9 protein-coding genes, 1 tRNA gene and 1 pseudogene are annotated in these 13,003 nt (G+C 39.2%); 5 read left to right on the top strand and 6 right to left on the bottom strand.

Annotated elements, in window-relative coordinates; genetic code table 11:
* Positions 1-15 precede the first annotated feature (15 nt).
* From WC743_RS07620 to WC743_RS07610, 3 genes are all read right to left on the bottom strand, one after another.
* Positions 16-558, bottom strand: coding sequence for a BfmA/BtgA family mobilization protein (locus tag WC743_RS07620; protein ID WP_373011298.1), 543 nt, complete (start codon positions 556-558; stop codon positions 16-18).
* Between the two features lie 646 nt (positions 559-1,204).
* Complete coding sequence (locus WC743_RS07615; RefSeq protein WP_373011297.1) at positions 1,205-3,379, bottom strand: ATP-binding protein; 2,175 nt, start codon at positions 3,377-3,379, stop codon at positions 1,205-1,207.
* On the bottom strand, positions 3,360-4,697 hold the full coding sequence (locus WC743_RS07610; RefSeq protein ID WP_373011296.1) for an SIR2 family protein: 1,338 nt from the start codon (positions 4,695-4,697) through the stop codon (positions 3,360-3,362). The genes WC743_RS07615 and WC743_RS07610 overlap by 20 nt, the downstream gene beginning before the upstream one ends.
* 253 nt (positions 4,698-4,950) lie before the next feature.
* Here WC743_RS07610 and WC743_RS07605 point away from each other — a divergent pair, with 253 nt between their 5' ends.
* From WC743_RS07605 to WC743_RS07595, 3 genes and pseudogenes are all read left to right on the top strand, one after another.
* Positions 4,951-5,451, top strand: coding sequence for a hypothetical protein (locus tag WC743_RS07605; protein ID WP_373011295.1), 501 nt, complete (start codon positions 4,951-4,953; stop codon positions 5,449-5,451).
* A gap of 503 nt (positions 5,452-5,954) precedes the next feature.
* On the top strand, positions 5,955-6,140 hold the full coding sequence (locus WC743_RS07600; RefSeq protein ID WP_373011294.1) for a hypothetical protein: 186 nt from the start codon (positions 5,955-5,957) through the stop codon (positions 6,138-6,140).
* A pseudogene (locus tag WC743_RS07595) lies at positions 6,109-7,038 on the top strand (recombinase family protein); the annotation flags it as partial. The gene WC743_RS07600 and the pseudogene WC743_RS07595, both read left to right, overlap by 32 nt.
* A 581-nt stretch (positions 7,039-7,619) precedes the next feature.
* On the opposite strand, the gene WC743_RS07590 reads toward WC743_RS07595, so the two are convergent.
* A tRNA-Ser gene (locus WC743_RS07590) sits at positions 7,620-7,707 on the bottom strand.
* A gap of 272 nt (positions 7,708-7,979) precedes the next feature.
* On the opposite strand from WC743_RS07590, the gene WC743_RS07585 reads away from it, so the two are divergent.
* Together WC743_RS07585 and cdaA are read left to right on the top strand one after the other, a co-directional pair.
* A complete protein-coding gene (locus WC743_RS07585) occupies positions 7,980-8,951 on the top strand; it encodes a polyprenyl synthetase family protein (protein ID WP_373011293.1) in 972 nt (323 codons plus the stop codon).
* A 50-nt stretch (positions 8,952-9,001) separates the two neighbouring features.
* The gene (gene cdaA, locus WC743_RS07580) at positions 9,002-9,793 is read left to right on the top strand and encodes a diadenylate cyclase CdaA (protein ID WP_373011292.1); all 792 of its coding nucleotides are present in this window, start codon (positions 9,002-9,004) and stop codon (positions 9,791-9,793) included.
* A gap of 3 nt (positions 9,794-9,796) precedes the next feature.
* On the opposite strand, the gene WC743_RS07575 is transcribed toward cdaA, so the two are convergent.
* Both WC743_RS07575 and WC743_RS07570 read right to left on the bottom strand, forming a co-directional pair.
* On the bottom strand, positions 9,797-10,180 hold the full coding sequence (locus tag WC743_RS07575) for a hypothetical protein (protein WP_373011291.1): 384 nt from the start codon (positions 10,178-10,180) through the stop codon (positions 9,797-9,799).
* A 142-nt stretch (positions 10,181-10,322) separates the two neighbouring features.
* Positions 10,323-12,794 carry a M1 family aminopeptidase gene (locus WC743_RS07570; RefSeq protein WP_373011290.1) on the bottom strand — a complete coding sequence of 824 codons (2,472 nt, stop codon included), beginning with the start codon at positions 12,792-12,794 and terminating at the stop codon, positions 10,323-10,325.
* Positions 12,795-13,003: the final 209 nt, after the last annotated feature.

The raw sequence follows: 13,003 nt of genomic DNA, 5'->3' as shown, positions 1-13,003 counted from the left end.
GGGGAAAACTTAATTTTAAAGTTTATTAATATGTTGCCGTGTCTCCTGAAGTAATATCTCCCGGTCTTTTGACGAAGCATTAAAGCTGGTTTTGCTATAATAATTCAGGATATACAGGAATTTAAGTTTCAGGCTTTCCTTGTCGTCCAACTTATCTGCAATAGTTTTAAGTACGCGATTTGTTTCGGCTGCCTGCTGTGCCTGGCCTGCCAGTATATCCCTATTTGCTTTTAAGACCTGGTTATTAAAGCTGTCGATAATCTTGAACTGTGAGGCGACCATACGGTCAACCTCGGTCTTGATGGGAATAAGCATTTTTTCCTCCTGCGCCCGGATGAAACGGATATAGGTATCATGATTTTTAACCAGCGTATTTTTTAATACCTCATCATTAATATCTGCCGGGTCTTTGCCGGTACGGTGAAAGTACTCTACCATCTGGCTGAATAATTGCAGTTTGCCTCGCCCGAATTTTTTGGTCAGCTTACTGATTTTATCATCGAGCGCAATAGGAAACCGGATGGTTTTAACATTGAGGTCTTTAGTCACTTTCATCATATTTATTAATCATTGTATACACTACTGTATACATTTTTCCGGCGTATCTGTACTTCTATGGCCCCAATGTATACCCGGAGTATACATAAAACCCCGTTTGCAGGGCAAACGGCAAGCAGAATAGGGCTCTGCCCAATTCCCGCTTGCTCCAATTTTTCAAAGAAAAATCGGACGCTCTTTACCGCATATCGGCTTCGCCCGTATGCTAATTCCGAGCAGCGCCTTGCTGTCTACCGGGCGGCTCAATTGGAATAAAGGATCGTAAAAGCTGATGTATCCGCTGTCGCGGCTCCGTTCGAGTGCGTTTGATCTTGGGATAGCGGGTGCCATTAAAGGCTCGTCCTTTCAGGCCGGGCATGGGATGTTGAATTTTCATGACTTTCTGATTGATAGTCAAAGATGAGGTGATTAATTTGTTGCAGTTCGCATGTGAGACGGTAGATGCGAAAGATATATATTCAATTATGAATTCACTTTATTGGTAAGTAGTTGGAAAATTATCACGCGTACCAAAATGTTAGTAACGAACCACGCGACTATGCAGAATTCAAATATTTCTCAAAAAACCAGGAAAGTAACTACCCAAACAAACAGAAACGAGGTTATTGTTTTAAAAGCTCAGAATTGCTGCATACGATTAAATGATTCAAAAAGGTAAGTCATCGTCATCTGCGGCTGCTTGAGTAGTATCTTCTTCTGTTGCAGTTCCCGCATCTTCAGTTTGACCAGATTGTGAACCTTTTTCTCCTTTCCATTCATCAGCAATAGCTTTCCAATCTTCTTTTCTTTCAGTTTCTCCAGTCCAGACTTCCCAAAAATCGGGGTCATCTGATTTTGGCCGATATTTTTTTTCTAATTCATTTATTTCGACAAGAATTGGAATCGGCGATGCCCAACCTAATAGAATTGCTTTTCTAGTAGGTAGCATAGGCAATTCATTTAGCAAACCACCTATCGTATCTGGCACTAATCTTCTTACCAGATCCTGATCGCGATCATTTACCAGTCGATGCAATAGAAATGTATTACATTGTGATAGTACCGTGTCAGATAGCTCTGATGGTCGTTGGGATGAAATGATTAAGCTGAGGCCAAACTTTCTACCCTCTTTTGCAATTTTTTCAAAAGTTTGACTGCAAATGTCTAAAGGGCTGATTTCATCGGTTGACGAGTGGTGTTTTTTTATAAAATTGTGTGCTTCTTCGAGCATTAGCACTGTAGGCAATACATTTCCTTTAAGTCGCCTGTATCGTTGTATGGCTTCAAAAGTTATTCTTGAAATAACTGCCACGATAATATGGATAATATCAGCAGGGATCAGCGACAAATCTATAATCGTGATACCTGATATATAATCTACCAACCATTGTTCCAATGTTATTTCGGGATCATTCCCTATGGTATCCTTCATTCTGGTATCCGCCATTAGTGTCCGGATTCTCATAATTAAAAAGTCCAGAAACTGTAATACGCCTTGTTCTTCTGATATAACTTCAAGGTGGTCTGAAAGCATCGAAATATCAAACTCGATTGGCATATCTTCATTTGGGCCTTCGTTTAAAGATATTCCACCAATGGAGTTTAGAAGGGTATTGACCGCGTCCAAAGCGCCGGATGCTTCAGAGATTTCAAAGCCTTCGTAGTACTCTACAGTTTCGCCGGAACTATTAACGAAAGTTCGGTATCTAAATCTCGCTATTGCTTCCAGTGCACTTGAAAGGGTTTCTAAATTCTGTTTAAGGGCATCTTTACTTTTGCCTGCAAAAAAAGTCGCTTCCCTGGCAAGGCTTTGTATCTTTTTCCCAAACTCGCCTCTTCCTGGTTTGTCTTTGAAAGCGCTAACTCCGGTGTTGATGTCTGCACGTAATGAAATTGCACAACTTGAAAAATAGCTTTTAACCGCTGGTGTTACGTCATCCGCATCCAGCTTTATTCCGCCTTTTAACTCGCGTAGCGCCCGTCTTAAAATTGGTCGTTGTGTTCGGCCGGTGGCAAGCGTAAAGGAACTCCATTCGTAGCTGTTCCAAAACCATGCAGGCACCCGCAACTGCTGGAACGTAGATTTTTCTCTTTCAGAAAGTTCTATTTTGAATCTCTTAACTGGCACATCGAGATCATCAAATGATTCCGAATATTCACCATTGGGGTCAAGTATTAAAAATCGTGCGTTTAATGAACCACTGGTTTCTTTTTTTTGGAGCTTGGCTTGTTCCAGCGACCATCTTATTATTCCCGCTGCTGAACATGATTTCCCGCTGCCCGTATTACCTAAAACGGCCACATGTCGGCCAAAAAGTTTATTTGGGTTTATTTTTACTACAGCATTACCAGCAACTGGAGCAATACCAATTTTTACATAAGCTTGTTCATCATCATTTTCAATAATTGACCGTAATTGTTCGTCCTTTGGGAGAACTACAGTATCTCCAATCGACGGGAATGAATATATACCGCGTTCTAACTTATAAACGGTTTCCTTATTTTTAATTTCAGTCTTTAGTGTCCCGATTGGGTTAATTGCCATTTTCCGTAATGGAAAAGGTAGATCTATTAAGTCATAATCTCGAAACCCTTTTCTTTTTGGAAATTGAGAATGCTCAACACCTAACCAACTGATTATCCCAACTAATGCACCAACCTCGTTGGGTATTAAAACAAACCCGTTGATTCGGGGAAATAAACTAGGCACCCCGGTGTTTAATGCGGTATTTTGAGGCGCATCGGTTTCAAGAAGTACCTTAATCTCATTCGGAGAAACAAAATCAACTGTTCCTATGCTTAAATTACGTAGCTGATCGAAATTAAAATGGGAGGTCGTCATTATCGTTTCCTGGGTTTGGTGAATTTACAGAAGGTGTTGATTGTCCCGAATCATATGCGCCAAAATCCCTTTTGCCAATAAGATCTTTCATTTTGATGGTCAAGCGGTCGATAGCTGATTTAGGTAGATAATTATCAACCAATTGTTCTAAATCGCCAAAATGGCTGCCCAATAATAAAGTATATTGGGCTTTATTTTTATCACGTAGAAACTTTTGCACCCTATTTCCAGGATCACTGAAAGCAATAATGACCAAATGTGTAGAGGGTATTGTAAACATATCTGCTATTATTCTATTGATGTGGGAATCACCAAATCCATACCCGTAAGTAACTACAGCGGAATTTGGGCGACAAATTGCAGTAGAGAAATCTCTAAAGAGTTCTGAATACGGGTAATAGGCTGTTTCAATATCTTTTGCAGAATTAGGGTATATTACAACATGGTCAGTCGCATCTTTTGGAATATCCGGATGGGTATCATGGGCACCAAATGGTAAAAGTGCTCTAATTATTTTTCCATGGCCCTTAAAGTTCCAATCTATGGAGCCGTGTAATTTGGTTATTCTGGCAACACCTTCAACATATCGTGGTTCACCTCTTATTCCAGGTGGATTGTAATGGTAGTCCAATTCAAGCCGTGTATTGCGAAATATAGGTTGCAATTTCCCTTTAAATCGGTCTAACAGGATAACGCCAACCTCATCACAACCGTATTCTAAAAACCTGTCATAATTAGTAGTAAATACATTCAGTCGTTCACGGGAGGCTGCTCTACTTGAAAAGCTTAATAAGAAAGCCTGCAAATATCCAAACGCGTTAATTGCCGCTTCTTGTTTGGTAGCATCCCCACTTGATAATTGATCTTTAAACGCCTTCTCAGTCGAAAGAATATTTTTAATGAACTTATTAAGCTCGGAGTTTAACTCTGTTTTTAAACCCGTCTGGTTGGCGTCTTCTAATATTTCATATCCTTTTAGTAGTTCTAAAGCGACGCGGAAGTCGTCTTCAAGGTTAGCTTCGCCTCTTTCCATTGCTGAAGCTGATTTATTTGCGCTTGCTGTGATTTTATCTTTATAGTCCTCACCAGTTAATGTAAGTCGCCCCATTGCCTGGGCATCTATTTTTGAAATATAGGCTAAAGCATTCGTTAAACCCGAGCCAACCAAAAGTGAAAAATGCTCTGTTTGAAAAATTGCGCTTAACCAAGGTTCTATTTTAGGTCGCCAATTTTTTGGCATCGGTGTTTCATCGCTGGATAACGTCTCAGTACTAGTTTTTAAAATGTGATGTTTACTCCAGTCTATTGTATTTTCCATGTGATAAGTTAGCTCCGGTTGTGGTGTTTGAATTTACTTGTTCCTGAAGGTTATAAATGTCAGATTAGGTCAATTGATATTAAGTAAATATATGAATGATAATCAAATAGGTAATATCATTTTCTTTATATTATTTAGGCTAAATATTAATTCCAAAAAAGAATAGTTTATAAGCATTATTTGCTAATAATCAATATTTATCATACTATATCGACACTTTTGCAGTAACACGGCTTTCAAAATTATATTCACAATGACAGATAATCCCTTAATTCTAGATACAGATGATCCAGTCTTTCTACAACGGGCAACATGGTTTAAAAAGCAAATCCAAATTGCATTAAACCAGCCATTCCTGAAATTTGATCAGATTACAAAGATCAAGGAAATGGGACTGTATCTAATTTATGATAAAGATGAACTGCTTTATATTGGAATGACTACTCGAAAAGGCCACTTAAGATTGTCAGAATTATCAAAAAGCTTCAGGACTCATACCTTTAATAGAAAATTAGTGGAACAGCATATTCGCGGACTTGGTCATCAGATAGGTGTTCTTAGTCCTAAAACGTTCAAAAGAAATTTGATAGAATCAGAATTGATGACGATGGAGGACTTTAAAGCAATACAAATCATTGTAAATGAAAAGATTGCGAAGGAATTGAGGTTTAAATTTTACGAAACCCGTTTAGGCAATTTGGAAGCCATCGAACATTATTCAATAGCGTTATTGTATCCGCTCTATAATTTTTAATGCTTATGGCCTGAAACAAAGCAAGCAATACTAAACCATCTTCCCTATTTGGGATAAGTTGATGATAACGCAGCTTAGCTTCATAATAGAGATCTATATCGTTCATTGGCGGATAAGTTCCTAGGTTTGGACTTAAATATACGTTGTGGTAAATAGGATTGAAATCTATATATAAATATTCAATAGATTAAATTTAAAAAATGAGATTAATATCGAATGGATTTGAAAAAACTTATAAGTTACCCAATAAATAGTATGCAATATTAGCCGCTATTATGCACATTTTTTGTAACTCATTTGGTTGCTTTAATGAAAGAATCAATTGTTAATCAATGCTTTTGTATCGGGGGTTATAATTTATAAGCCTTTCAAACAGGTTCGATAGCTTTTTAAACTGTTTATCAAATGCAAATTTAATTTCTCGTGTCTCACGGGCTACTTGCGAATAGGTTAATTTTTGAGCGTGCAGTTTTGCTTTTTTATTTATCAAAAAGGTAACTGTGATGATAGAACAAATTGATAATTCTACCCCGCTGGGTATAGAAAAAAATGATGATTTTTCAGCAAGAAAACACCTAAATAGTGCCGAAAATAGCCATAATTTTCGTAAATTGATTGCTGAGATTATTGTAGAAATCATCGTTAAAAAGCAAAAAAATGGATGCGATAGGATACATAAGAATAAGTAAAAAGGATCAGTCAGTTCACTCCATAGACTACCAGGAAAAGAATATCAAGGATTATTGTGAGTATAACCACATCGTTCTCGAATCTGTATTTGTGGATGATGGGGCATCCAGCTATACCTTTGATCGACCCGATTATATCGCGCTCGAAAATTTTATCAAACTGCACAAAGGCAAAGTAAAATACCTGATCGTACTTGACCATGACCGGTTTAGCCGTAACCTGCCCGAAGCTTTACAAAAAATTGAGCAGTTAGAAAAGAAATACGGCCTCAAAGTGATCGCTACCAGTGAGCCTTTGGACATCGACACTTCTGACCCCTCGGTGTTTCTTTTGAGGGCGTTTAAATACCTCATTGCTAATCAGGAGCTGCTAACCATTCGGCGCAGAGCTAAATTGAGCGCACGTCATGCACAAGAGTCTGGTAGATATTTAAATAAAGCGCCTTATGGTTACTTAAACGGTAGGCAACAGGATGGTAAGATGATATTGGTTGTAGATGAAACAAAAGCCTATATCGTTCAAAAGATTTTCCGTGATTATTTAGCCGGTGTACCACGTTATTTAATTCACAAAGAAATAAAGGACTTGGGTTTCCCTCAAAGCGGTAACGGGGCTATATTTAGAATTTTGATTAACCCCTTGTATGCAGGCCTTGTAAGAGTCGTGGCAAGTGGTAAAAACCCTGAAAAAATCATTAAGGCCATTCACCAGCCGATAATATCAGAAACACAATACTGGCGAACGCAAGAAATGCTTGGACTTACCAAACGGTCAATGAAAACCCAACCCAAAAACGAATTTCCGTTAAAAGGTATTTTAAGGAGCCCTTGTTGTGGCCAAAGCATGACGGCGGGTTGGAGCAAGGGTAAGAACAAATACTACTTATATTATCGTTGTATCAAGCATAGCAACGTTAATATTTCGGGTGCTCTGCTTCATGAACAGTTTAGTAAGCTTTTGGTCAATCTTAGTTTTACGCAAGAGGCTATTGATGAAATAGTAACAGAGGTAAAGAGCGGTTTAAGTGCGATGAATGTCAACCGTAACAAGGAGTTAAAAGTGGTGACGGATCAATTAGAAAGGCTCGAAGAAAAGATGGATAGTGCAGAAAAAAAGCTAATGGACGATACAATTAATGGCGCGACTTACAAGAAATGGAACAAAAAGTTCATTGCAGAAAAAGGGCAATTGCTTAAACGCAAAGATGAATTGGACGGTGATTTGGAGGATTATATCAATCAGGAATTACTTGTCTTACCTTATATGCTCAATTTACCGGCGATTTTTGAAGATGCTTCTATAAATCAGCAACACGCTATTTTAAACGAGGTGTTCAAACATAGTCTCACATTTAAAGAGGGGGTGTTTAGAACACCTTGGATACATCCAGAGTTTGAACATAACCTATTGAAATTAAAACAATTAAGGCTGCTCGAAATCGAACAGCCTTATGATAATTCCAATGGAATCTCGTATTGCGGAGAGGGAGGGATTCGAACCCTCGATACACTTTTGGCGTATACACACTTTCCAGGCGTGCTCTTTCGACCACTCAGACACCTCTCCGGGTATTTAAGGATTGCAAAGGTAAAAATATAACGCTTATGGGCAATAAAAAAGCGGGACCTGTTTTGCAGGCCCCGCTCAAACGAAAACTTTAACTCAAAAACTCACAAACTCAACTTTGTATTTAAACTAACTATTATAATAGAGTGTAAAACCGGGCAATGGTTTAATCGTAATTAAATAATAGGTGTTTGCGCAGATATATTTTTTTAGCTTATGTTTGCTGCGAATTGCCAGGTAAGGTAATTGCATAAAAAGCACGCTTTGTTTCGATGCTGAATATCAACGACATTAAAAGACCTATTGCTGCACAAATTGATGTTTTTGAAGAGAAGTTTAAAACTTCTATGCAAAGCTCTGTGCCTTTGCTTGATCGTATTACCCACTACATTGTAAAACGTAAAGGCAAACAGATAAGACCCATGTTCGTGTTTTTTTCGGCCAGTATTTGTGGCGGGATAAATGAGAGCACCCACCGTGGCGCCGCTTTGGTTGAACTGTTGCATACTGCTACTTTAGTGCATGACGATGTGGTAGATAACTCCTACCAGCGTCGGGGCTTTTTTTCTATCAACGCTTTATGGAAAAATAAAATAGCGGTGTTGGTAGGCGATTACCTGTTATCAAAAGGCTTGTTGCTTTCAATTGATAACGGCGATTTTAAGCTGCTTAAAATAGTATCAGAAGCCGTTAAACAAATGAGCGAAGGTGAACTGCTACAAATAGAAAAAGTTAGGCGGATGGATATCAGCGAGGCTGTATACTATGAGGTTATCCGACAAAAAACAGCTTCGTTAATTGCTTCGTGCTGCGCATGCGGGGCGGCATCTGCCGGGGCCGATGAGGAGACTATTGAGAAAATGCGCCTGTTTGGCGAAAAGATAGGCATCGCTTTTCAGATCAAAGATGATATGTTTGATTTTGGTACTGATGATGTGGGCAAACCGTTGGGTATTGATATTAAAGAAAAAAAGGTAACCCTGCCACTGATCTACGCGCTGAACAACAGCGAAAGCAGCGAAAAGAAAAGGATGATAAATATGGTGAAGAACCATAACGATGATCCGCAAAAGATTACCGAGATAATTAACTTTGTTAAAGAAAAAGGCGGGCTGCAATATTCAGATACCCAGATGAAAACCTATACAGATGCAGCCTTTGAAATATTAAACACTTTCCCTGCCGGTGAGGCCCGTACCGGGCTGGAGCAATTAGTGCGCTTTACTACCGAACGCAATAAATAATCTGCTTTTTGTAATAAACGATGTTTAAGGAAACTTATTAACTTCGTAACATGCAATCTTTTGATTTTAGCAGCCTTAAGATAACCCCTTTTGCCATATTAGATATTCTATTATTGGCTATTATTATTTATCAGTTATACAATCTGATACGGGGAACTATTGCCGCTAATATATTTATTGGGCTTGCATTCATCTATGTACTTTACTTTATAGTCCCCGAGGCAAAAATGCCCCTGCTTGCCGGCATCCTTAAAAGGGTAGCTGATGTGGGTATTATTGCAGTTATGATAGTGTTTCAGCAAGAAATCAGGCGGTTTTTATTATTGGTTGGTAAGAATGCTTCCTTACAGCGGAATAAAGCCTGGTGGCGCTATTTTTTTGGTAAGGTAGATGCCGAAAAGAACAACTACGCGCGTATAAAGCCTATTATTGATGCCTGCCGGAGTATGAAACAAACCCGTACCGGTGCGCTAATTGTTTTTGCCAAGTATTATGATGAGCAGTTTTACCAGAACAGCTGCGAGGTATTAGATGCCAAAATATCAAAACGGGTGCTGGAAAGTATTTTTCAGAAAAATAGCCCGCTGCATGATGGTGCCGTGGTGATATCAGAGAACAAGATAAAGTCAGCAAGCTGCATATTGCCGGTTACTGAAAAGTCAGATCTGCCCGCGCAATTTGGCCTGCGCCACCGTGCAGGTATTGGCGTAACCGAAGCTAATGATGCTACCGCCATAATTGTATCAGAAGAAACAGGCGAAATATCTTATGCCAAGCAAGGCCGCATAAAAATGGATATCAGCTTTACCGAACTGGAAAAATTGCTGAATAAGGATTTTTAAAATTTACGGCTTAGGTATCACTACTTCCTTCGGACTGTCCTTACCTATTACCGGCATTTTAGATGTGCCCGGAAGTCCTATTACCGGCATTTTTGAATTTCCTTCTGTGTGTAAAACCGGCATATTATCCAGCTTATCATAAGTGATCCTTTTATTGTTTATAGCACTGGCTAAAACATTGCCATGCAGGCTATTCAATTGGTTTAAGTTGATGCCGCTGCCTAATTGCAGTTTATTACTGAAGAGCTTGTTTTTAAACAGGTTAGTATCCGCCTTAAAATTCAATTGTTTCCTCAAAATGCTATCGGCAGTTAATTGCTTTTTTTGTTGTGCCATTACGCCGCAGGTTGCCACAGATAACACCAGCAATGACAAAATCTTTTTCATAAGTGTTTAGTTTATACTAAAGTTACGCAATAGAACTTTTAAAATAAATATTAAAAAAGGTTAAATTGTGTTAAATATAAATAGGGATAAAACAAAAAGAGCCGCTTTTTCAGCGGCTCTTTTGTTTTTATAGAAGAAGGTATTAATTCAACTGGGTAATTGCTTTATCAATTGCAGCAACTGCAGCTGCATCAGTAGCACGTGCTGTTTTAACACCATTCAAAATTTGAATAACCTGTGGGGCAATTCCAAATTGTTTATACTTGATACCTAAATCGGCCATGGCTTTAATGCCTTGTTGTGCATATTCGGGGTTTTTAACACGCCCGGTAAAGTCGGCAAACTTTCTTAGCAAGCCAAACTGTGTTTGTGGAGCGCCGCTAATAAATGCATTGTAAACATAAGTCCACTGTTCATCGGTTCCGCCGGTAGCATAAACACCTAATATAGCTTGTTTAAGTGCACCTTCGCTGTCTTTTTCATACGTTTTAGCTAAAGGGATGGCATCAGCAGGGTTAAGCAGGCCAATAGCGTTTAAAGCAGCTCCCTGAATGGCGTATGATTGGCTGGCTAATGCTTCTTTAAATAAATTCATATTGCCTGATGCTTTTAGCTTGCCCAAAGCAGTAATAGCTGCGGCCCTAACTAAATTATTATCATCAGTTTGTGCCAGGTTTACCAATATAGGCTGCGCGGCATTACGCACATCATCATTAGTTAAATTAGCGGCATTAATAGCTTTAACGCGTAACGGATAAAATTTATCCTTCATAGCGGCCAGTAATATTTTTTGAGCGCCTTTTTCTGTTTGTTTGGCTTTGGCGGCATCAATAGCTTCGTTACGGTCTAAAAATAAAGGAGCGTTAAAGTATTGGAATACATATTCGTCCAGTGATTTAGTGTCGGTTTTTTTGGTTAATAAAATTTTATCACCATCAACATTTACCAGGTCTGGTTTGGTAGCGGCAGGAAAACTCAAAGTATCGGCCTTATTGCGCATCCAAACGTTGTGGCGCACTTTTTTACCGCCCGAATAGATATCAATTGCCATTGGTAAAGTAAAGGCATTACCATCCTGGCTTTGTTGCAGATAAACGGTTTGTGTTTTGTTAACCGCATCATAATTATAGCTAATGTTTAGCACAGGGTGACCGGCACCATAATACCACTGATTAAAGAACCAGTTTAAGTCCTTACCACTGGCTTCTTCCATAGCTAAACGGAGTTGTTGTGCTTCGCCATTTTTAAGGGCATTTGCTTTTAGGTAAATGTTTAAACCTTTGTAAAAAGCATCCTTACCCAAAAAGTTGCGCAGCATGTATAATATACGGCCACCTTTTTGGTAAGTAACCACATCAAACACATCTTCCTTGTCATTGTAGTGGAAACGCACAAGATCTTTTGTTTTAGCCGATGGTTGGCTCAGATAGCTTTGCATCGCCTCATAGCTGTGCATATCGCCCATATCTTTACCATATTTATATTCGGCCCAAATGCTTTCGCTAAAATCAGCGAATGATTCGTTGACAGTAAGGTTGCTCCAGCTTTCGGCAGTAACATAGTCGCCAAACCACTGGTGGAACAGTTCATGGACAATGGTGCTGCGACCGGCATCATAATAACGATCAGCAAGCTCACGTTTGGTACCTTGTACATAGTCGCCATGCAGGGTAGCAGTGGTATTTTCCATTGCGCCGCTTACATAATCACGGACAACAATTTGTGAGTATTTATTCCATGGATAATCAACACCTAATGTTTTAGAGTAAAACTCCATTACCTCCGGCGTAAAGCCGAAAATATCTTTGGCATAAGGCGCATATTTAGGCTCCAGGTAATAGCTAACCTCTTTGCCTCTCCAGGTATCCTTATAGATCTTGAAATCACCTACGGCCATCATAAACAGGTATGGCGAGTGTGGCAGCTCCATTTTCCAGGTATCGGTACGTGTGCCATCGGCATTAACTTTTTTAGAAGCTAAACGGCCGTTTGACAGGGTCACGTACTTAGCCGGAACAGTCATGCTGATCTCGTCGGTAGTTTTCTGGTTAGGCTTATCAATGGTAGGGAACCATGCCGATGAACCTTCGGTTTCGCCCTGTGTCCATATCTGGGTTGGCTTATCTTTTTCGGTACCATCCGGGTTAACAAAATATAAACCTTTAGCATCATTTATAGCAGCACTACCTTTTACTTTAAGCTCGTTTGGTTTTGAGGTGTAGTCAATATAAATGGTGTAATTTTCGGTGTTCTTATAAACCTTGTCCAGTTTAATGGCAACTGTTAGGCTATCATAAGTAAATTTAAGTGGGGTATTCTTGCCGTTTTTTACTATCGCGATGGTTTTAAGGTCCATTCCTTTGGCATCAAGCCTTAAAGTATCGGTAGGGTAAAAATGAGGCTTTAAAGTAACCCATTCCTTACCGTACATATAGCGTTTTTTATAGTCGAAACGCACATCCAGTTTGGTATGTATCAGGTCATTGATCTTTGGGGGAGTTTCGCGATAGATCTTTAATGCCGGATTCTCTGGCGGGGCAGTTTGCGCGATAGCTGTGCTAAGGGCGCAAGCGCTAATGCTGCCGGCTAAAACCGCAGCGTAAATTGTTTTCATATAGTTAATTAGTTTGAATTGATATGCGTGCATAATAAAAGCTAAATTATATGTTTTTTATAACTTATAATAAAACAATTATCGCCGTGGTAATATGCCCCGGCGATGTAGTATGTAGTATAAGACGTGCTCCTCAGAATTTTGTTACCGGGTTTTAATAAAGAAAAACAATTATTCATTACCTGCCGCTTGAAAGCGAACACCGCACT

The sequence above is a fragment of the Mucilaginibacter sp. genome, assembly GCF_041660805.1.
Taxonomy (GTDB): Bacteria; Bacteroidota; Bacteroidia; order Sphingobacteriales; family Sphingobacteriaceae; genus Mucilaginibacter.
Note: the sequence above shows the minus strand (reverse complement) of the source record. Positions and strands in the feature narration are given on the sequence as shown.

Bases quoted from the DNA above. Each gene is read 5' to 3' on its own strand.
- WC743_RS07620 (WP_373011298.1), bottom strand. From the start codon at position 558: ATGATGAAAGTGACTAAAGACCTCAATGTTAAAACCATCCGGTTTCCT.
- WC743_RS07615 (WP_373011297.1), bottom strand. From the start codon at position 3,379: ATGACGACCTCCCATTTTAATTTCGATCAGCTACGTAATTTAAGCATA.
- WC743_RS07610 (WP_373011296.1), bottom strand. From the start codon at position 4,697: ATGGAAAATACAATAGACTGGAGTAAACATCACATTTTAAAAACTAGT.
- WC743_RS07605 (WP_373011295.1), top strand. From the start codon at position 4,951: ATGACAGATAATCCCTTAATTCTAGATACAGATGATCCAGTCTTTCTA.
- WC743_RS07600 (WP_373011294.1), top strand. From the start codon at position 5,955: ATGATAGAACAAATTGATAATTCTACCCCGCTGGGTATAGAAAAAAAT.
- WC743_RS07585 (WP_373011293.1), top strand. From the start codon at position 7,980: ATGCTGAATATCAACGACATTAAAAGACCTATTGCTGCACAAATTGAT.
- cdaA (WP_373011292.1), top strand. From the start codon at position 9,002: ATGCAATCTTTTGATTTTAGCAGCCTTAAGATAACCCCTTTTGCCATA.
- WC743_RS07575 (WP_373011291.1), bottom strand. From the start codon at position 10,180: ATGAAAAAGATTTTGTCATTGCTGGTGTTATCTGTGGCAACCTGCGGC.
- WC743_RS07570 (WP_373011290.1), bottom strand. From the start codon at position 12,794: ATGAAAACAATTTACGCTGCGGTTTTAGCCGGCAGCATTAGCGCTTGC.